Below are 20368 nucleotides of genomic sequence, written 5' to 3' on the forward strand. Positions count from 1 at the left end.
GGCTAGCGAACGTGCCCCAGGTTCGCCTCGCTCATGTCCAGCTCGCCCAGCACCTGGCGCACGACCTCATCACCTACCAGGTGCTGGCGATGCAGGCTATACAGCTCAAGCCGCTGGGCGCGCAGTGCGCGCAAGCGCAACCGCCGCTCCAGCTGATCCATCTGCTCGGCCAACGCCCTGGCTTCGGCGCTGTCGTTGTAGCTGTCCAGTTCATCACGGTATTCGGCCATCAGCCGGGCCTTGAGCTCCGTCGCCAAGGTGGCCTGGGCGGCGTCCTGGGGTGCACTGCTGTCAATGACCTCTTCTGCTTCCAAGGCGTGGATCGCGGCCTCGGCGGTGCGGCGCCAGGCCTCCTGCACCTCTTGATGCAAACGCTCGTCCGGGCTCTTGGTCACGCCGCGCAGCAACAGGGGCAGCGCGATGCAGGCACTGATCAGTGACAGCAAAATGACACCCGCGGCAATGAAGATCAGCAGGTCCCGCTCAGGGAATGCCTTGCCTGCCCCCATCAGCAGCGGGATGGACATGACGCCGGCCAGGGTCACCGCACCCCGCACGCCGCCCACCGTAAGCAGCCAGCAGGACCGCGCGGTGGGCATCAGCACCAGTGCCGGCTTGCCACGCCAGTGGCGGATAACGCCGATCGCGCGCCAGATACTCTGCACCCAGATGAACCGTAGCAGAATCAGCGCGGCAAAGATCGCCACCACGTCCAGGCAGCGCCAGGCCAGGGTCGGCCACAGGGTAGCTTCGTGGCTGACCACCGCCTTTATGATGTCCGGTAATTGCAGGCCCAGCAGCAGGAAAATAAGTCCATTGAAGGCGAACTCCAGCAGCGACCAGACACTGCGGTTGAGCAGGCGGGTGGTGGTTTGGCGAGGCAGCAGGTCCAGCCAGCTCTGCATCATGCCTGCCGCCACAGCCGACAGGATGCCCGACACCCCCAGGCGCTCTGCCAGAACGTAGGCCGCGAAAGGCAACAGCAGCATGAACACCACATGGGTGGCAGGGTCGTCCCAGCCACGGGCGATCATCCAGGCGCGCAAGCGGCCGACCAGCCAGCTGAGGGCCACCCCCACTGCCAGCCCGCCCAGGGCCACCAATACGAAGCTGAAGCTGGCGTCTGCCAGCGAGAACACACCGGTAATCGCCGCTGCCAGGGCGAATTTGAAGGTCACCAGGCCTGAGGCATCGTTCATCAGCGCCTCGCCCTGCAACATGTGCATCAGCGGGGTGGGCAAGCGGTCCTGGGTGATGGCTGAAACAGCCACGGCGTCGGTCGGCGAAAGCACCGCCGCCAGGGCGAACGCTACTGCCAGCGGGATACTCGGCAGCAGCCAGTGGATGAAGTAACCCGCCCCGACCACGGTGAACAACACCAGCCCGACGGCCAGCGCTACCACCGGCCCGCGCATGCGCCACAGTTCACGCTTGGGGATGCGCCAGCCATCGGCGAACAGCAGCGGCGGCAAGAACAGGAACAGAAACAGTTCTGGGTCCAGCGCCACGTGCAGGCCAAGGGTGGGCCAGGCCAGCAAGGCACCGGCCGCGATCTGCACCAGTGGCAGGGGGAGTGGAACCATGCGGCCGACCAGCTTCGACACACTGACCAGTGTCAGCAGAATGAGGACGGTATAAGCGGACTGCATCCGTTCGGGTTTCCTTTTGAGCAGTAACGGCGACTAAAGGCGAAACATCGACTTTGAAACAATATGTTAGCGGCCTCCTGAATGGCAAAACCGCTGCACCATGGTCGTAAAAGACCATTGAATATGTAACATGATGATGCTTCGGTGACAGCAGGGTCGATTCGTTCCCCAGGATTACAGCGGGTGCAGCCAGCGCTGCCCAGCCCCATCACGTCCCCACCCGTGGCACTTGTAGAACCGTTCCCGCATAATCCCGTGGTTAACATGATAAACGGAGAGGTTGGGGTAGCCTGTGACCCCAATGTGCACAATGACCTACACGCTCTATGGCATCAAAGCCTGGGACGCGCTAGTAAAGTCAGGTAACTTCAATAGAATCAATGCTTTGAGCCAATTTCGGCGCCTTACAATGGCGCCGTTTTTGTTCGTTTCAGCCCCAATAGAATCAGGCCCTTGCGGATGCATTTTGGGGAGGGATTTTCGTTCTCCAGTGCTTCTAAAGCCGTGTGGGATGATCCTGCGCCCACCCTCACCCGGCCTCTTGGTGCATCTGCTGAAAGGGTGGTTATTTTGGGCGTCTACGCCGAACAGATAAGCTTGTGACCACCTCCAACTCAAGCGGTGGCCTGTAGCTATGGGGTTATAAAAAAACCCCGGGGCGCCCGGGGTTTTGTTAGCTATCGCATTTGAGCTTGACCTTCTCCCATCGCCGAGCTAGGAGCTCGAACTCTTGGAAAAGTGTGTCAATTTTGTTTTGACGACGAAGCTCTATTATGAATGCGCGCATTGCCGCCCAATCTCTAACCGCCTGGCTGTAGACAGCACGTTTGTAGATGCTCTCATCAAGGGCACCTTCTCGGATTCCGAGCGCAATGAACTCGTAATTGTTAAGGATTGCGAGCATGTGAGCGCGATTCTCGTCCTTGGACTTGTCGCGAGACGCCAAAGACGTGAAATCACCGCCGTTGCTGTGAATCGCACTGACAGCCTTCTTGGACTCGATCAGGCTAGAATCGGATTTTTGGGTAAGCAGCAAGTCAATGGTTGCTCGCTGCCTGGATAGCTTCTCGTTGTGCACGATGGCCGCCCGGGAGAGCTTTCCATTGATATAGATCGTAAAAACGGCGGCGCCTGCGCCAAGCAGGACCACCGCCGTTTGAACCCAAAACCCGATTGATTCGCCTAGGAATTTAAACTCGGGCTGAGCGCTTGCAGGATCCATTCAATAGTCTTCCCATCCATCACGTAGCAGTTTGGACATCGATCACTCCTTGAGAACGGTTCTCGATAATTAAGGTTTGCCAAGCAACTATAGCATGTCCAATCTCGTCTTGAACCTCCTGTTCCGATAGAAAGCTCTGCTTGTTGCTCCCTACATTTCGAGGGGTTTTCTACAAAAAATTCCCTGGGATAGCGCTATCTGGTGCAGATTTTTCATCAAGATCCAGGCCAGCGCCCGGCCTGCTTGCACGGAATCTATCGTATGGCACGCTCGTAACGAAAGGTAAGAGTCGCACATTCTTGTACTGCAGCAGTATGGGAAGTATGAGGCCGCAGCCCCTGCCCCACTTGGCTCTCGCCCGGGTTCTGTCTAAAACGGAGTAAGGGTTTTTCGCTGATTTCGGCCAGTAAATGCTTGGTTCCACTACCGAGTTTTAGACAGCCGGGCAGGCCAGAATCACCGGCCTGGGATCACGCCACATCCTCATGCTCGGCTAATGCCCACAACCGTGCTGCCTCGGCGAAATCGAGCATGTCACACAGCTGGTCGGCATCGACATCCCCTCTCCGATAGGCTGCCATGGCCTGGTCAGAGAGGACCATAGCTCTGCCATCGGGGTCAGCGACCAGGGCCGGCTGGTCTTCCAGCTCAGCCAGCCAAGCCATCGGCAGATTCAACTTTTCACCGTCCATAGCTGATCGATCCTCGTCGTGAAGGACTGGCTCATCATTTCCCGCTTCATGCCCCAGTCCGGCGCGGCCGGCACGCTGGCGGCCCGCATCGTCCCTCTCCCCCAGCGCTCGTTGATATCGTCCATCACCTGCATCAGCCGGTCACAAGACACCGACTGCTTGAGCGCAAACAAATCCTCAGAAAACTCGCCAGGCTGCCGCAGATCCATCAGCAGCACCTCGGCCTTGCTGTAGCGGTACCCGGGGCGGAAGATCCGCTCAACGGCATCCGTCGCCAGTCTCGTCATCAACAACGTGTCGCAAGTGGGGTAAGGCAGCTCCACAAGCGCACCCTGGGCGTGATGCGCTTCATCCGGGTTGAACATGCCAGTGCGGATGCTCACACGCATGCGCTTGCACACGGAGCCCTGGGCCCGAAGCTTTTCAGCAGCCCGGCCAACATAGGTGGCCACCGCCTGTTTGATAGGCGCCAGCTCACTCAGTCGCTTACCGAACATCCGGCTACTGCAGATCTCCTGCTTGGGCGGCTCGACCTCATCCAGATCTAGGCAGGCGGTACCGCCCAGCTCGCGGGCGGTCTTCTCCACCACGACGCTGAACTTCTGGCGCAACGTCCAGGCATCCGCCTTGGCCAGGTCCATGGCCGTGCGAATTCCCATCGCATCGAGGTGCGCAGTCATCCTGCGGCCGATGCCCCAGACCTCCTTGACCTCAGTGTTGCGCAGCACCCAGTCGCGCTTGACCGGATCGGTGATGTCGACCACACCGCCAGTGTGGCTCAACAGCCGCTTGGCGGTATGGTTGGCCAGCTTTGAGAGGGTTTTGGTGTGAGCGATGCCAACCCCAACCGGTATGCCTGTGCACTGAAAGATCCGTGAGCGCACTCGCCGCCCGAATAGGGTCAGGTTTTCCTGGATGCCTGACAGATCAGCGAAGCACTCATCGATGCTGTAGACCTCCGTGGCCGGCACCATTGACTCAATGAGGGTCATCACGCGCTCACTCATGTCGCCGTAAAGCGCGTAATTGCTGCTGAACGCGACTATGCCGTGGCGGCGCAGCTTCTCCTTGGCCTGGAAGTAGGGCTCGCCCATCTTCACGAAAGGCTTGGCGTCGTAGGACCTGGCGATTACGCACCCATCGTTGTTGCTCAACACCACGATAGGAGTCTTGGCAAGGTCCGGCCGGAAGACGCGCTCGCAACTCGCATAGAATGAGTTGCAGTCGATCAGCGCGAATACCTGGTCACTGCGCATGGTCACGGACGCTATAACGCACCACGCCCCAGACCACCAGCTCATCACCTTCCATCACGTACCGCGGCGGATAGGCTTTATTTTCCGACTTGAGGATTACCACCCCGTCCCGTCGATGCAGACGCTTGCACATCGGCTCGCTGTTGATGGCAGCAATTACGATGTCGCCGTGCTCTGCCTCTCGCCCGCGATCCACAATCACCAGGTCGCCAGAGTAGATGCCGGCACCCTGCATGCTGTCCCCCTCCACTTTTACCAGATACACATGGGGTGCGCGGATGTCGAATAGCTCATCAAGGGACAAATGCCCCTCCAGATGATCCGCTGCAGGCGACGGAAAGCCGGCCGGGACGTGGAAGGAGTACAGCGGTAGAGGTTCAGATCCGCCTAGCGGCGTACCCAGGATTGTGACGGTCATGAGAAAGGGTCCAATGCAAACTGTATGCATATACAGTAAATCTGGCATTGGGCAGCCGGTCAATCCTGGTCAATGGAATTTCTGACGGACGAGAGGTGGAAAATGTGCGGACGCTACTCACTCTATGAGTCGATGGATCACTACTTGAAGCAGCTAGCATTGGACCTGGTGGTGATAAACGGGTACGACCATGAGCCGATCAGTCGCTACAACGTAGCGCCGTCAACCCGCGTCGAAGTGATTCGCCAGGTGGAGGAAGGCCTGACCATAGACCGGGTCAGGTGGGGATGGTCGCCCTTTTGGGCGAAAGGCAAGCGCCCAGACCCGATCAATGCCCGGGCCGAGACGGTGGTGACAGGACGGTTCTTCAAAGGGTTATGGCCTCAAGGTCGGGCCCTGGCGCCTGCAAATGGCTGGTTTGAGTGGGTGCCTGATGCGGAAAACCCGAAGCAGAAACAGCCCTACTACATCACCAGCGCCGACGGCGCCCCGCTCTACTTCGCCGCGCTGGCCGAGGTGCACCAGGGAATTGAAGCCGATGAGCGAGACGGGTTCGTTATCATCACAGCAGCTGCAGACCAGGGGCTGATTGACGTCCACGATCGCAAACCCCTGGTGCTCACCGCTGAAAGGGCCAGGGAGTGGCTGGACCCGGCCACCTCGCCGGACCGCGCTGCGGAGATCGTAGAGTCAGGCTGCAGGCCAGCGGAGGATTTCCGCTGGTTTGCTGTTAGCAAAGCTGTGGGGAGCGTCAAAAACCAAGGCGCTCATCTGATCGAACCACTCAATGACGCTCACCACCAGGGCGCCCTAGAGCTTTGAGCTGGTAGTCAGTCACCGCCTGGAATTGAGCCTCAGCTATCAAACGAAGCCGCTCCACTTCAAGAGGCGGCTCACCGGCTGACTGTGCCTCATGGAATCTCCGGAGAGCATCCACGGCATCCGTATACATTGGGTGGTCAGGATACAGGATCGGAGCTTTCGACTTCACGCGAGATCCTCCTGCTAGGCGTCAGTGCACCGTTGAAGGTGCCCGGCCCTGCTCAATCAACTGGAAATCTAAAACAGCTTCGAATAGGGAATCGGCAAGCAATCGACGCTGTCGGACTTCCTCGCTTGGCAAACCGGCATCCTCAGCCTCTTGGCACCGGCGAGTGGCATCAATGGCTTGTCGGATCAAGGACTCACCTGCCTTGATCGTGCCTATGAAGCTGCGTTTGGTCATCAATCCACCTCAGACACATTCCATTTCGCGCCAATGATGCCATCCAAAATGGATAAACGCCTGGGAATACTAATCGGGTTTCGGAGGATTCTCGTCCTCGTATGTGAGATCAACTACTAGCTTTACCGCCTCTTCATCGTCCTCCAGCAACTGGACGTCCCCCTCGTTATCTTCCACCTCATAGAGCTCGTCGAGGTCTTCCCGCTTATACCATTCTGGAATGTCTTCCCCGCGATACGTCCGTAATTTTACAACCATCTTCAAACCCTCCGTGCGTATCAAGGTGACATGGACGAGTCGGGCAGAGTTCAGCCGGATGATGCAGCGCCCCGGTAGGCGAACATTAGCGACAAGCGCCCGCTGCAGCCTCGAGTAAGCGCTCGTAGCCAATACGTTGCCGGCGCTCTGCCAGGAGGGCCCGCACCTTTACTTCCAGGCTGTCGCTCTGTCGCAGGCTCGCGGCGGCCCAAGGTGGTACGGCTACATCGGGAGTTCGGCAAGGAACCTGCACCGGCACCTCCACGCGCACTGTGCGGATCTCCGGCTCGACCCTACCTGCACAGCCGGCAAGCAGGAGGAACCCGGCGAGCACCCCCATCCCTTGCAGGGATTGCCTTGCAATGGTCATAGGCCAAGCTCCTTGTCGATGATCGAGGTCGCGGCCTGGCGCTGGTCGCCACCGGTGCGCTCCTGCTGCAAGCGTTTGGCGGCCTGGAAGTCGGCCTGGGCCCTGTCCTTGGCTGCGTCTACGGCCTGCCGGGCATCGGCCTGGCGTTGCTCGCCGGCCAGCTGCAGGTCGCCCAGGGCCTTGCCTTGCTCAGTCGTCAGGGCAAGCAGGTTGTCTCGGGCCGCCTGGCAAGCAGCGGCCTCCTCTGCCATGGCCGTGACATTGGCTCGAGCATCCTTGATCTGGCCGTGCTGCCACCAGATGACGCCGGCGGCGGCCAGGGCCAGTATTAGCCAGGGCGGTATGGCCTTCAGTGCAGAGAGCGCGGCGTTCATGCCAGGGCCCCGCCCATCTCCACCCACTTGCCCAACAGCTTCTCCAGACGGTGCGGGTTTTGCCCATAGGTGTTACCGGGGAAGCTCGCCCACTCCTTCGAGCACTTAGCGATCGCCTCAGAAATCCGGCCATCCTTGATTAACTGGAGAGCACCACGCTCGCCCAGTTTCTTGATGGCTGCCAAGTCTTGAGCCTCCGGCGTGAAGCGCCCGTGAAACCCATACTTGGAAACAACTTCGTCCCATGTGCCCGCCAGGAACTGGTACCGGCCCGCCGCAGTGCTGGTGACCAGCTTGCCGTTGATGGGGAATGTCAGCTTGCGCCGTGGGTGGTCGGCGTAACCCTGGAACAGGCCACCGCCGTAAAGCACGTTGTAGCCGTCGTCACTTGCCTTGATGGTAGATGTACCTTCACTCCACGCCAACAAGTCGAGAAAGGTCAGTACGTTCTTGCCGCCAGCCTGCTCCAGATTTATTCTTGCCATTTTATCTACTCCGAAGATTTATAAATAAAACCAACTTACAACACAAAAAAAAAGGAAAACCATGGTTAAAAAGATTTACGAAACATGGAAAAAGCATGCAGAAAGTACAAAAAGAGGACTACTAACGTTTGTATTCGCAACTCTCTGCACCACTATCTATGTAGTAATATACATGTATCGAAATCAATTCGGAGATTATCTATCTCATGATCAGTCCGATTGGGGAACGTTTGGCGACTATTTCGGGGGAACTCTAAACCCAATCCTGTCGTTCGTAGCCTTTCTCGTTTTAACACTGACCTTCAGGCAGCAGCTGAAGGATGGTGAAAGAGCTGATAAAAACCATCGTGAAATACTGGACAATCAGCGTTTTTTCGAACTCTTGTCTCTTACACATGAGGCAGCTAGGGGCGTCGATATTGATGACCCTTTGGAAGCTGATGCAACTAAAAGAAAAAACTTCCAAAACCACCGCGCCATTGGGAGAGCCTGGAATTACCTCAAGTCGAGCTTTTCTGAAATATCAGACGAGCCAGTAGACTACCAAGCGTTTTATAATTCGAGGATTGAAATATACAAACCTTGGCGAAGTCAGATGTGGCCTTCGCTTGGCAGTTATTTCGAAACGGTATTATTTATGATCCAAAGATATGTTCATCTTGATAAGAATATTGAGCAATCCGAGTATTGCATGAGAGCCATCAGAAACCAAATGACCGTACATGAACGTAACATCTTGTTTTATGAAATGCTTAACTCCCAAGATTGCCACGCATACATGAAAAAATTTAAAAGTTGGAATTTTTGGCGAGGTGGGGGTGATGGTATGGATGCGCATCGGTCACAGTTGATCGACCAAGCTGTCGGATATCACCGATCGCATCCATAATGAGCACTTCTAGTAAATTTATCCAAATAACGAGCACTGAGGTTAGGTTAGCTAATGGAAGCTCGCCCAGCAAACGGGTTGTAGGTATTAGGATAAATGCCATGGAAGATGCGATTTCGCCGTCACTAGGTGCATACGTTTATCGACACGACAATCCCCGTATTGGCGAGCTGGTCGGTGTTATGTCGCTGTCAATCGCTCAGGGGCACCTGCCGCACTGGCCGTACTCCCAACACATGGCCCTTGTCGATCGAGCCATGCGCCCCGTCTTCGAAGCTCAGGTAGTGCGCGAAGGTCTGCGATCGCTGGGAGCTCGACCATAGCCAGCCCCAAGGCTGGTCGCCTAGGTTGACCCAGGCTTCGAACAGCTCGGCCAACGATGGCAGGTAAAAATCCGTATGGCCGTCAGCGATGTAGGCCCGGGCCGCGCGGGCCGCAGGGTAGTCACCTTGTTCGCCTAACAGCGCGTCGGTGTTGGCCAACCCATCGATGATGCTCTTTGACACGGCATCGTCTGCGTACGCGCCCCACTCAAAGCTGGTCGCCGAGGCCTGGCCGAGCACCAGGTGGTAGGCGGGTTTATCCCCACGGGCCGGAATGGTGCCGGCGTACAGGCCACCCTGGCCTGGCCAATACTCGCCGACAATGGGTAGTTTGGAAGTGTCATTCATGGATGCGTCTCCGTGATGGGTCAAACCTTGATGCCCTTGCGTGCCGCGTACGCCCGAAGATCGGCAACAGTTAGGGCTTGCTCGCTGGCCGTCAGTACAGCCGAGTGCAACTGCAGTGCAGCAACGTCACAGGAGCCGGCGTAGTCCTTGAACAAACTGCCCAGCCGAAGCTTGTTGACGGTCGGGCGGCGCGGTAAACCACCCGTGGTGCTCTGTGTGACGGTGCGATTGTTGGTATGGTCGGTAAAGATGATGCCGGCCGTGGAGACGATGATGCTGTACAGCGCCCAGCTGGCCGCATCGGCCGCCGACAGGTTGGCCCGCGGGAAGGTCTTGTCCGAAGCGGTATTACCGTATCCAGCGTTGACCGAGACCTGCCCGTTACCACTGAAGAACATGGCCAGGCCATCGGCGGCGCCGCCGTCGGCGGCCAGCCCGTCATAGGTGCCGACGAAGCCGGGTCGAGTGGCGCCGCTGGAGTTTGCATCACCGGAGCGGGCGATTAGGAACAGCGTGAGCTGAGATGGCTCCTGGACGCCCAGCTGCAGGAAGTTGGTCAAGCTGTTGCAGGTGACTCGATCGGCCAACACAACCGGCGTGCCCACGACACTGCCTTGGGCCTTGCCCTTGACGTAGTTGCGTACTGCCTTGGCCAGGCTATTGTTGGTGAAGTGAATGGCTTCTACCGCACGGCGCACAGGTGGCGAGTACTCGGTAACGTAAGCCTCGGCATCGACGCCATCTGCAAGAAATTGAACACCCATTGGAAATCCTCTCGGTTAAAAGCCGGTTGCGCGGCTGTACTGGAACATGACGCACGGGTTGTGCAGAGCGAAGGTATTGCCCAGTGGGGAGACGGCGGTGTCGTGCAGGCCGTGGGAGTCGCGCAAGTTGCCGCGCGCACCGAGCACTGGGCCGGAAGCCGCAGGATCACCATTACGGCCCCGGGCATAGCTCAGGACGGCATTTGTGTTGGCCTCCCGAGACAGGGTGATCCGCACGGTATCCTTGGCAGTCACCGCCACACCCGTGATGATCTCGGCCACGACATCGTTCTCGCGGATGTCAAAGCCCATGTTCACCGTCTGGGCGCAAAGGGCCGTGTCCAAGACCAGCGGGCCGCTGGGCACATGAAACTTGACGTCCACATAGCCTGCCTGCCAGTCAACAGCGATTGGTTCGAGTGGGCGCCATTTGCCGCTGCGGCGAATCATCGTTTGGTACATGGCGCGGCTGCGGTATTCACCGAGCAGCCAGGAGCCTTCGTTGGTCAGGTGCAGTTTGTCGACGTCCACTACTGGGATGATGTACACCGGAACCGCTAGCACGAAGTCGGGTCGCTCGCGGCTGATTCGCCACTGCGCCAGGGCCACCGTGTTTTTGTCAATGCTGTAGACCCGATGGGCGGCGACCTGATAACTGAAGATGTAGGGCTGAAACTGCTGGCCGGTGATGCCCACGATCTGTCGGGTCAAGGTGTCGAACAGGGCCAACATCAGCTGGGCATATTGGTAAGGGGAGCGGGTAAAGGCGCCTACGTAGTTCGACTCGCCTTGGTCCCAGCAATATGCCCAGCAGCTGAAAGTCTTGCCAGAGGCGTCAGCCAGGTTCTTGGCATCCTGCACATAGCGCACCATTTTGTTGTAAAAGGCGTTCGAGTCAGAGGACGGGCCAAGCTCTTCTACAGATCGAGCGCTGCGGCCTGGCGACGTGCCAAGGAATACCCAATCGGCATAGGCTTCACCGTCGGCCACCAGGCGCCGGACCACACCGTTGCACAGCGCAATTACGGGATCTTCGCCTTCACTCCCTTCGGTCTTCGCCACCAGAGGCACGAACGAGCCAGCGTTGTACCCCGCTTCGCCATTTCTGATCTTCGTGCCGCTTGCGATCATGATGTTGCTATACGGCTGCGTTGTGCTTATCGCCGGGACAGAGTTGACGGCCCGGCTCAACGACTGGCCATAACCAATGATGAGCATGATCTGCGTGCGCAGTTGGCAGTTGAGCATTGGAAACGGTGGTGGGGTGAGGCTGCCGCCAGCGGCGAGCGGCGGCGTGTTGTCGAAGCTCTGCAGAACAAAGCCGTATTGGTCGACAATCTCAATGCCAGGGAATGGGGTGTTTCTCCACGCCAGCCCGCCGAGGAATCCTTCGCCTGCGTTCACCCGGCCCATGACAAACCTGTTGGCGTCGAGAAATTCGAATCCATCGGCGCCAGGCTTGATCTGGCCCGTCGCCATTTCCAGGCCGCCATCCATGAGCAGAGTGCCATCCACTCTCAGACCTCCAATCATGAAACGATTGGCATCGAGAAACTCGTGGGAGATTTGCACGCTGGGGGATGGCTTGATGAGCGCCGCAATGGAGCTGTAATCCGCGGTGACTTTCTGGGCCGCTTGGTTCACCTGCACGAGCACGCTTTGCGTAGATGCCACGTTTTCTGCCGAGACCTGCTCGGAAAGCCCCGCCGCAATTTCGCTGCTGGCTGCGGCTTGCTGACTGGCCGTTGCCGCTTTCTGGCTCGCGCCCGCCTGCATGGCAGCCTGTGAAGCTGCATCCATCGCTTCCTCGGCCGAAGCGCTGGCGGCTGCGACATCGGTACGGGCCTGCTCGATTGTTTGGGCACTCGTAGCCACCTGCTCAGCTTTGATGGCGACGGTATCGGCTTGAGCCTGGACTTGACTGGTATTTGCGTCGACCTTGGCTGCCAGGGACTTGACTTCGGCCAGGTCGCTTTTGGTCGCGTCCCGGGCGTCCTGAACCTGGCCCAGCATCTGTACCGTGGCGTCGATCTCAGGGCCCGTATGGGCGCTGTCATAGGCCATAAAATTTTCTCCGGACATAAAAAAACCGTCATAAGACGGCTTGGCAATAGGGTGTTGACTCAGGACACGGACAAGATCAGGTTTCGCTCGGCGCCAGAAAGGGCGTCCACGGCTACTCCGGAAATCACTTGTGGAAACTCTACGCTCACCGAGCTGATGTGCAGAGCCGGAGAAAGCGTACGGTCCAGCCGCATAGCTGGCTGAGCGCCGGTCATTGTCACGCCCCACGATCTTGTGGTGTTGGGCGTGAGGCCGATACACAGCAACAATTCGTTTTGCAGGCGTGTGGTGATGCTTACCGGTACAGCAGGCGCCACATGCGCTTCCAGGGTGATGCTGGACCAACCAGGCGCCCTGAAGGCCAGTACGCTGACGAACAGGGCGTTCGATGCGTCCTTCACCCATCGAGGCGCCATCAATCCCGGCACGTATCGGGCCGTACATAGGTAGTCCTGCCCACCGGGAGCCCAGTGCTGCCAGCCAGCGCTGGCCATATTTGTACCGACGCCCTCATTGCGGGGTGACATGACAGCGACGATCAGGTCGCCAGGCTGCACGCCTGCGGGGAAAGAGGCCTCTACAGACGCCACGCCGGTGCTCAGCAATTCAGTCCCACCGACGAACTCCCAGCTTGACCAAGGACCAGGCAGTGCCCCACCCATAAATGCGGCCTCAATCATGCCCTCGCCCCCACTGAGCCCACCCAGCCATCGCCGATCCAGATGAGAATCACCGTGGTCCACGAGCTCCCAAGTACCGGCACCTGGTTGTTGTTCCAAAGCACCCCCGCAGGCCAAGTTACTTCGGCTTTACCTAGCACATGCAGCACGACAGACATGGCCCTCCCTGCAGCGGGTGGATTAGTTATGACCAGCTGCCGAGGCTGGCTGGCCTCCACCTTGAACACTTGGCTCAAGCTAAGATCGAGGTTGGCAGTGGTGGCAGTAACGTCCAGATCGTAGCGTCGCAAGCTGCCAGAATACTCAACGCCTGATCCGTCGGGCTTAACTACCAAGGGCAGGCCACCCTTACCAGCAAGCGCAGGCAGCCCAGCTGAAGATTGAGAGGCCGCGGCTGCCGCCTGGGCGGAATCACGAAACGACTTGGCATTGTCGGCATGGCCTTTGGCTGCACTTGCCTGCTGCCCTGCGGCCTGAGCGCTTTGACCAGCAGCCGTAGCGCGATCCTTGGCCAGCTCCACCTGGGCTGCCCCATTCCTGGCGGCAAGCTCCGCGCTTGAAGCAGCCGCATCGACCTGATCATCGATGTGGTCGATCACCCGATTGATCTGGTCCCCAAGCTGCGGCAACGCTGAGAGGAACGTGTCCGCCTGGGTCGCAAAGGTACCCGCAGAATTCTGGCGGCTTGGCGCATCCGGCAGCGGCGTGATAGTTGGTGTTGCCATCAGATAAGTCCTTCAACAGAAATTGAGCAGTCCGACGCTGTCGGGCCACTGATGACCAGATTGAATTCTTTGTAGTAGCCATAAAGGATGGTCGACTGATAGCTAGCTTCGCCAATCCATACCAGAGGCTTTGCCCGGTACTTACTGAGCAACCGCTGCACCTGTGAAACCATGCCGGTGGGCACCATCACGTCGAACTCAGCGCGCTTGGAGTAATCACGCTCGACGATGACCATGTTGCCGAAATCATCGCGCTCCTTGCGACTGTAGTCCGTGATGCCTACCGAAGTGCCATACAAGGCTTCGCCCAGTATCGCTGCCTTCCCCAGGATGAGTGCGCCGACCTTGGCTGTGCCTCCTGGCTTGGATACCTTGATTTCGATCGAGCCGTAGCTGCCCACAGGCACATCCAGCAGGACGAAGTCTTCGTTCACCTCCACTGGGGAGAAAAAGTAGTCGTACCAATCGTTAATCCCGTCGGTGGAGACCGGTGACACATTCGACTGGTACACAATGCCCTGGTAGGGGTCGACTGCCCGGACGTAAATCGATGCAGCGTCCAGCCCGAAGAAAGCCAATGAATCAACGGCTCGCCCGGGAACGATGGTCAGCGAGATGCTTTCGGGGTTGGTGGTGACCGTCCCGATTTTGTCGTCGAACATCCGCCACCGGTTTGTCGGCCCAAGATCCAGCCAGGTGGGGGGATCAGTAGGCTTCGCGGTTGGGCTTTTGTTGCTGTTGGCCACGAGAGCTTCGTAGTTCCGATGGTCAAGCATCACTGTGTCGCCGATCGAATACGACTTGGTCGACGCCCATAGAGGGAAGTCGACCTCCGGCACATTAGTCAGCATCGACGCGACCTGAAAAGCCTGCCCAATCTGAACCGCAAAGGGCTCAGCATTGGGCTCTACCAAAAACGCCTCCATCACCGCCATGTTTGGGGTGATGTCGACGGGCTCAATGATCCTCACGGGTACAGCTCCTGTTCCAGTTTCTGCGGTAGAAGATCAGTGTTCTTGGCGGCTTTCTGGGTATTTTTAGCGATGGCAAAGAGCGCAGACTTCAGCTCAGCGCGCAGCTCCCGGACCTCCGTTGCAGTAACGCCACCTTGGCCACCGGTGAGCATTGCGGCTGTCTGATTGGCGTTATAAATCCGGCTCGGCCCTGTGACTTCTAGCTCAGGGCCGCGCTCGCCCACCAGACGCAAGCCTCCACCAAAACTGCCGCCGCTTGCGTAACCAGGTACCCGCACAGTCTCGCCATTAGCCGCGCCAGCCCGGGCAATCGTGTCCATGAGATTGGCGTAGGTCACAGACCCATTAGCCAGCGCTCCTGCCCAAGTCGCCTGCCCAGATGCATCCAAGTCCCGCCCCAGCACGGTTTGATAGACGGCGCGTAGCAGAGCCACGTTGTTGTCGGTGTTATTTTGCTGAGCAGATCCAGCAGCTTTCACCGCCAGGGCGGCAGTGATAGCGTGGCTCAGACTGTCGACAGCCGAGGCGACCGACACCACCGAGTTGTCCACACCATTCAATGCATCAATCTGCGCCTGTGCCAGGCTCAGCTGGGCATCGTACTGAGCGATCTGCAGGTCATAGGACTTCTTGGCCTGTTCGATCCTGGTCTGCAAGCTCAGAACCGACTTCTCAGCTGCAGTCAGTTGCTTGCCGTTTGCGGCTTCTAGCTGGCTAACGATGTTTGCCGTGCGGCCCTGGTCGCGGTTGTAAGCCTCGAGCGATGCGTAGGCGTTGCTGTTGTTCTGACTGACGACACTGAGCGCATCCTCAAGCCCGCTGACGCCCGCCAGAGATTTGCCCGCTCGCACCGTTGCCATGGCGCTATCAAGCGTGGCCAGCGCCTGAGCCCTGAGCATCTTGACGGCATCGTCGGTATCGCCGCGCAAGGACTTCAGCGCATTGCCAAGGGCGGTCCCAGCTGAGGTCAGGTCGCTGACGTTCTTCTGAGCGGTTTGCGACATGTCGTTCAGCGAGGCAACTTGAGCCTCGTATGCTTGCGTGAGCACTGATTTCTGAGCATTGATCGCTCGCTGGACAGAACCGAACGCAGCATTCACTCCATCCTGCAGCGCCTCCGCAACCTTGGCAGCTGCATCAGCCGCTTCCTGCGCTGCTTTTGCTGTGGCCTCTGCAGCAGCGTCGGCTGCCTCTTGAGCGGCTTTGGCGGCCTGAGCTGCTTTTGACTCCAGAATGTCGTAGGCCTGCGCCGCCGAACCCGCTGCACCGATCAGGGTCAGGTACATGCCCTGCCCAACTTCGGTGGTGAGGTCCAGGGCCTCGACCATCTTGCGATACGCCTCGCGGGTTTCCGGGAGCGTAACGTTCATGTCCTTGAACTGCTGCTGCACCGCCGACAGCGTCTTATCCGCCCGCTCGGTTTCACTGAAGAAAGCCTCGAAGTACCCGTTCAGGCTCTCGGTGTAGGCCTCCATGCCGCCGGCCGCGGTGACCATAGCGTTCGCCAGGTCCATCGAATGCGGGGATAGCTTCAGCATGGCCACGTCGATGAGGTCCAGCGACTTGTTGAAGCTCTCGAACGTGGCAATACGCTGCCCCAGCTCGGCGAAGCTGTAGCCAAAGCCCCCCACACCTTTATCCAGATAGGCGACCATCTGATCAGCAAACCCGCTGAACAGATCGTTGATCGCCGCCTGGATTTGCTCCTGGGTTTGACCCTTGGTGGATATCTGCTTGCGGGCAATGGTCAGGCCAGAGAAGGCGCCCTCACCCACAGACACGCCGATGCGTGCCAGCAGGTCCACCACGCTGTCTTGGGTCTCGCCGTAGGTCTGCTCCAGTGCTGCTTGGAACTCAGGGTTGAGCGCCGAGTAGCGCGTGCGTTTTTTGCTGGAACTGAACAGCCCGCCCTTTTTCTTCTGGTAGATGTATTCCCAGCCCTGAAAATCTCCGTCGCTCACGCCCAGCTCAAAGCCGCCATCCTTGGTCTGCCAGCTGCCGCCGAACAGCGCGGAGCTGACTTTACCCAGAACTGCAGAGGCCAGAGTCGAGCCGGTGAGCATGGCTGCCATCTTGCCGCCCACCAACTTGGACGCAATCTTGTCGGTCAGGCCCAGACTGGCCATCATGGTTTTTGCGAGTGGGTCGTATTTGATCAGGTCGAGATTCGTGACCTCGCTTGTCTTGAACCTCACCCCCTGGTCGTGCAGCTTGCCGCTCTGATAGGCGCCCGTGATGGCCGCCACCACCCACCCCACGGGGTTGGAAGCCATGGCCGCCAATTGCCCCATGAGACCGGTACTCACACCGGCTGCAGCACCGCCAGCGGCCGCAGCCCCGGTGTAACCAACGTAAGCACTACCCACGCCGATGCTGGTGCCCAGGGAGGCGGCACCTTGAGATACCGCAGTTTGCAACGCGGCCGAGGTGGCTGCATTCGCGGCTATCTGCGAGCTGGTAGAGCCCAGGATCGAGCTGACCACGCTGCTGAACCCACTGGAGAGGCTGCTAGTCAGTCCGCTGAACAGGTTGGCGTAATAGCTGTAGCCGCCATTGATGGCCCCACTCAGGCCGCCAGACGCCCAGCCGGAGGTAACGCTTGAGCCCACCCCTGTGATAGCGCTGTAGACCTTGTAGAGCATGTTGCCGGTACTTGCCAGCGAACTGAGCTGGCCAGTGCCGCCACCGCTCGAACCACTACCGAGCAGTTTGCCCCACACCGAGGAAAGGCCCTGTCCATTATCTGTACCAGTCAGCCAGCTGCTGATTGAGGCCAGCAGCGGCTTGGTAGTGAGCATGTGGATGATCTCGCCTAGAGTCTGCTTGAACCCCTTGACCAGGTCGTCCCATAGGCTGCTTGCGCCGCTACCAATGTTGGACCAGGCGTTGGCAAAAGCTTCGTCCACGCGGTCGATTGCGCCCTCGGTCATCTGCCCCCATAAAGTGGACTTGCTGCGGTTGACCTCATACTCGTTGCCGAGCTTGGCCAGCGCAGCTTGGTATACAGCAGCATTCTCGGGATACAGCGCCATCGCTGCATTGAGCGCCTTTTGATCCTCGATGTAGTCCTTGAGCAGCTTCTGCTCAGGATAAAGGCGCTCCATGAGCGATCCTGCCGAGGACGCCTGCTTCGCCACTTCGATAGCCTCAAGCTGGGCTCGGGTGGCCGCCACCAGCGCATCGTATTCGGCGCCGGACTGGGAAATGCTCTTCCCGGCCAAGGCCACCTTCACAGCCTTCTGAGCGTTGTAGGAGGCCAGCGCGGCGGCCCCTTGAAGCGTCGCCTTTGCTAACGCCGTCTGATCGGCTGCTTCCTGCTGCAGATCATAGGCCTGCTTGCTGACCGCGAGTTTGTCCTCAGCAGCCATCTGCCTGGTGATTGCGGAGGTGACCGCATCACGCGCCCCCGCCCCGGACTTCAGCAGTGCCTCCTCCACCTTCTGCTTGAGGGTGAACTCGCGGGAGCGATCGTTGCCGGCCAGGTAAGCAGCCGCCAACCCCTCAGCCGAGGCAATAGCGATGTCCGCCTGAACCTTCAGATCGGACAAGGCTTTGGCTTGATTTTTGGCCTGGGTAGCTGCCTCCTTGGCCGCGCCAGTCGCCCCTTTGGTGGCCTTGGTGGCTGCATCATCCGCCGCCTTCTGCGCATCCTTGGCAGCAGCCGCTGAGCGGATTGCGACGACCATTTCGTCAGTGAGCAGCTTGTTTTCGGCAATGTACCGATTAGCCGCTTGAAGCGCGGTTTTGTCCTGGGCGGTCGCTAACTGTTTCTGCAACTGCTCCAGGTACTTCTGTCCTTCTCCGGCAGCGGCTGCTTTGGCTGCCGCGTTCTGCCGTTCGGCCCGGGTGTTGTCATCAGTTTCGCCAGTCAGCTCGGCGAACGCTTGTTTCTGATTTTGCAGCAGCGCACTCAGTTCGGCCACGGGCTGCTGGCTGGACTCCAGGGTCCGGGCCATCTGTTCCGTAACACCTGGGATCAGCCGCAGCTGATCAGCCACCGCCTTCCAGTCAACGGTTATTCCTGCGGCCTGATCTTTTGATGCCTTACGCACCAAGTCCAGTGCAGCCTGAGCTTCGGCTGGTAGCTTCACCAGGCTGGCCATCAATCCGTCTGCGCCCGCTGCACCCATGTTGCGCAGGTCTGACTCAAACTTGTCGGCCATCGCCCCAGACATCTGGGCCAGCTTGTCCTGGGTGTCTGCAATTGTTGCCTGGAGCTCACGCAGGGTGACGGACTGCGTGGCCCTGTTGAGCTTGTTGAAACGCTCAGCGAGCTTGTCCACTGGATCAGCTAAATCGCCGAGCTTCTTCTCGAGAGAGCCAGTATTGTCCCGCAAGGTCAGAAATGCCGTTGCAGCCCCAGCGGCCAGCATCGCAATCCCTACCGGACCACCGAGCAGGCCGAGCAGGCCACGGCCGATACTGAGGAGCCCACCCTGAGCAGCAGACACTGCGGCCGTGGCCCGTGCCTCAGCCATTCGCGCTTCTGCGAGCTGAAGCGCCAACTGCTTTTCAACCGCCATACCGCTGACGCGCGTCTTGGACGCCGCCAACTCTTTTTCGGCCAAAAAGACAGCAGTCTGTGCCTTTTTCTGGTCTGCCTGAGCGGCGAGTAGCACCGCCGCAGCCTGGGAGCGTCGGGACAAAAAGTCTTCAATGGCGGCCTTTGCTGCCAGCACAGACCCTGCTGCAGAAGCGGCCAGTGATCGGGCGTACACAGCCAAAGCACCAGCAGCGGCAACGCCTGCGATTTCGGCGATAGTCCCGAAATTATCGGCCAACACCGATATGCCGGAGGCGAGCACTCCAGTGAGATCAGTGGATTCATTCAGCTGGCCCACGTAGACGGTGAAAGCATTGTTCAGCTTATTAAGAGCATCTCTGACCGCTACACCCATGCTGTCCGCAAGCAGCCCATTTGCCTCCGCGCTCCTATGCAGTCCTTCCGTCAAGGTATCGAGACTGAGCTTACCTTGGGCACCAAGACTGCGGATTTCCTCAGCAGTCTTGCCCGTGGCTTTCGCGATGGTGTCTACGACAGTAGGCATGGCAGCAAGGATCGACTGCCAGCCATCGGCGTCGATCTTTCCGGTTTGCAGCGCTTTCGAATAGGCATCAATGGCCGAACTGGCTTTGTCTACCGAAGCGGAGTTGGTCACCAGCAGATAGCTGAAGCTGTCCATGACATCCATGGACTCATCAGCACTGAGCCCCATCGAGCGAAGGCTGGCGGCTGTCCGGATGTAGAGTTCTTGAGCTTCTTCGAGCGGTCGGTAAGTGCGATTCGCCGTGGCCAGAAGCCGATCCTGGACGGCGTTGTACTCGCCAAAGCTCTTGGTCGCGAGGCCGATCCGGTCCGACATCTGCGAATAAGAGTCAGCTGTCTTGAGAATGGTGCCAATGGACGCCGCCCCGACAGCGGCTGCCAAAGCGTTTTTCAGCAATCCGCCTGCAGTTTGGGCGCTCGTGCCCACGCGATCGAACGCATCGTCCACCCGGGCCAGGCTGCTGTCCATCTTCTTTGAGGTGGACGCGACCGCGGATTCGCCACGCGCAATCTCCTGCCGAAGCTGAGCGGTCGTGGCCTCGATCCGGACCAACATACCCTGAACGTCACTATCTGCCATGTTTCCCCCAGGCGATAAAAAAACC

At 58.9% G+C, this 20368-nt stretch carries 20 protein-coding genes; 2 read left to right on the forward strand and 18 right to left on the reverse strand.

The window, feature by feature from the left end; translation table 11 throughout:
- Positions 1-2 precede the first annotated feature (2 nt).
- From IAE33_RS01120 to IAE33_RS01140, 5 genes are all read right to left on the reverse strand, one after another.
- Complete coding sequence (locus IAE33_RS01120) at positions 3-1649, reverse strand: Na+/H+ antiporter (RefSeq protein ID WP_201161761.1); 1647 nt, start codon at positions 1647-1649, stop codon at positions 3-5.
- Positions 1650-2322: 673 nt separating this feature from the next.
- Positions 2323-2871, reverse strand: a complete 549-nt coding sequence (locus tag IAE33_RS01125; RefSeq protein WP_201161762.1) for a DUF4760 domain-containing protein — start codon at positions 2869-2871, stop codon at positions 2323-2325.
- Positions 2872-3341: 470 nt separating this feature from the next.
- A complete protein-coding gene (locus IAE33_RS01130) occupies positions 3342-3536 on the reverse strand; it encodes a hypothetical protein (RefSeq protein ID WP_236405919.1) in 195 nt (64 codons plus the stop codon).
- Between the two features lie 8 nt (positions 3537-3544).
- Entirely contained in the window at positions 3545-4819 is a 1275-nt protein-coding gene (locus IAE33_RS01135) for a Y-family DNA polymerase (RefSeq protein WP_201161764.1), read from the reverse strand.
- On the reverse strand, positions 4809-5237 hold the full coding sequence (locus IAE33_RS01140) for a LexA family protein (protein WP_201161765.1): 429 nt from the start codon (positions 5235-5237) through the stop codon (positions 4809-4811). Before IAE33_RS01140 ends, IAE33_RS01135 begins: the two co-directional genes overlap by 11 nt.
- 102 nt (positions 5238-5339) lie before the next feature.
- On the opposite strand from IAE33_RS01140, the gene IAE33_RS01145 reads away from it, so the two are divergent.
- The gene (locus IAE33_RS01145) at positions 5340-6059 is read left to right on the forward strand and encodes an SOS response-associated peptidase family protein (protein WP_201161875.1); all 720 of its coding nucleotides are present in this window, start codon (positions 5340-5342) and stop codon (positions 6057-6059) included.
- Here the strand turns inward: IAE33_RS01145 and IAE33_RS24850 are convergent.
- The 6 genes from IAE33_RS24850 to IAE33_RS01165 all read right to left on the reverse strand — a co-directional run bounded on the left by IAE33_RS24850 (position 6022) and on the right by IAE33_RS01165 (position 7949).
- The gene (locus IAE33_RS24850; protein ID WP_442967327.1) at positions 6022-6228 is read right to left on the reverse strand and encodes a hypothetical protein; all 207 of its coding nucleotides are present in this window, start codon (positions 6226-6228) and stop codon (positions 6022-6024) included. The genes IAE33_RS01145 and IAE33_RS24850 overlap by 38 nt on opposite strands.
- Before the next feature lie 21 nt (positions 6229-6249).
- Positions 6250-6462: a hypothetical protein gene (locus IAE33_RS01150; protein ID WP_201161766.1), complete on the reverse strand. Its 213-nt coding sequence runs from the start codon at positions 6460-6462 to the stop codon at positions 6250-6252.
- A gap of 69 nt (positions 6463-6531) precedes the next feature.
- Positions 6532-6720: a hypothetical protein gene (locus IAE33_RS01155; RefSeq protein WP_060482734.1), complete on the reverse strand. Its 189-nt coding sequence runs from the start codon at positions 6718-6720 to the stop codon at positions 6532-6534.
- A gap of 85 nt (positions 6721-6805) precedes the next feature.
- Positions 6806-7060 carry a hypothetical protein gene (locus IAE33_RS24480; protein ID WP_236405949.1) on the reverse strand — a complete coding sequence of 85 codons (255 nt, stop codon included), beginning with the start codon at positions 7058-7060 and terminating at the stop codon, positions 6806-6808.
- A 26-nt stretch (positions 7061-7086) separates the two neighbouring features.
- Positions 7087-7464: a hypothetical protein gene (locus IAE33_RS24485; protein WP_236405921.1), complete on the reverse strand. Its 378-nt coding sequence runs from the start codon at positions 7462-7464 to the stop codon at positions 7087-7089.
- The gene (locus IAE33_RS01165) at positions 7461-7949 is read right to left on the reverse strand and encodes a glycoside hydrolase family 24 protein (RefSeq protein WP_201161767.1); all 489 of its coding nucleotides are present in this window, start codon (positions 7947-7949) and stop codon (positions 7461-7463) included. Before IAE33_RS01165 ends, IAE33_RS24485 begins: the two co-directional genes overlap by 4 nt.
- A gap of 61 nt (positions 7950-8010) precedes the next feature.
- Here IAE33_RS01165 and IAE33_RS01170 point away from each other — a divergent pair, with 61 nt between their 5' ends.
- Positions 8011-8838 (forward strand): hypothetical protein, encoded by an 828-nt coding sequence (locus tag IAE33_RS01170; protein ID WP_201161768.1) that lies wholly within the window; start codon positions 8011-8013, stop codon positions 8836-8838.
- A gap of 191 nt (positions 8839-9029) precedes the next feature.
- On the opposite strand, the gene IAE33_RS01175 is transcribed toward IAE33_RS01170, so the two are convergent.
- The 7 genes from IAE33_RS01175 to IAE33_RS01205 are packed head-to-tail and all read right to left on the reverse strand — an operon-like array spanning position 9030 to position 20343.
- Positions 9030-9509: a DUF1566 domain-containing protein gene (locus tag IAE33_RS01175; protein ID WP_201161769.1), complete on the reverse strand. Its 480-nt coding sequence runs from the start codon at positions 9507-9509 to the stop codon at positions 9030-9032.
- A 20-nt stretch (positions 9510-9529) separates the two neighbouring features.
- Complete coding sequence (locus IAE33_RS01180; RefSeq protein WP_201161770.1) at positions 9530-10273, reverse strand: hypothetical protein; 744 nt, start codon at positions 10271-10273, stop codon at positions 9530-9532.
- 15 nt (positions 10274-10288) lie between these two features.
- Positions 10289-12337 carry a hypothetical protein gene (locus tag IAE33_RS01185; RefSeq protein WP_201161771.1) on the reverse strand — a complete coding sequence of 683 codons (2049 nt, stop codon included), beginning with the start codon at positions 12335-12337 and terminating at the stop codon, positions 10289-10291.
- Positions 12338-12396: 59 nt separating this feature from the next.
- Positions 12397-13017: a hypothetical protein gene (locus tag IAE33_RS01190; protein WP_201161772.1), complete on the reverse strand. Its 621-nt coding sequence runs from the start codon at positions 13015-13017 to the stop codon at positions 12397-12399.
- Entirely contained in the window at positions 13014-13742 is a 729-nt protein-coding gene (locus IAE33_RS01195; RefSeq protein ID WP_201161773.1) for a hypothetical protein, read from the reverse strand. Before IAE33_RS01195 ends, IAE33_RS01190 begins: the two co-directional genes overlap by 4 nt.
- Positions 13742-14713: a hypothetical protein gene (locus IAE33_RS01200; protein WP_201161774.1), complete on the reverse strand. Its 972-nt coding sequence runs from the start codon at positions 14711-14713 to the stop codon at positions 13742-13744. The genes IAE33_RS01195 and IAE33_RS01200 overlap by 1 nt, the downstream gene beginning before the upstream one ends.
- Positions 14710-20343, reverse strand: a complete 5634-nt coding sequence (locus IAE33_RS01205) for a tape measure protein (RefSeq protein WP_236405923.1) — start codon at positions 20341-20343, stop codon at positions 14710-14712. Before IAE33_RS01205 ends, IAE33_RS01200 begins: the two co-directional genes overlap by 4 nt.
- Positions 20344-20368: the final 25 nt, after the last annotated feature.

This window comes from Pseudomonas sp. S60 (assembly GCF_016647865.1).
In the GTDB taxonomy this organism is placed as follows: Bacteria; Pseudomonadota; Gammaproteobacteria; order Pseudomonadales; family Pseudomonadaceae; genus Aquipseudomonas; species Aquipseudomonas parafulva.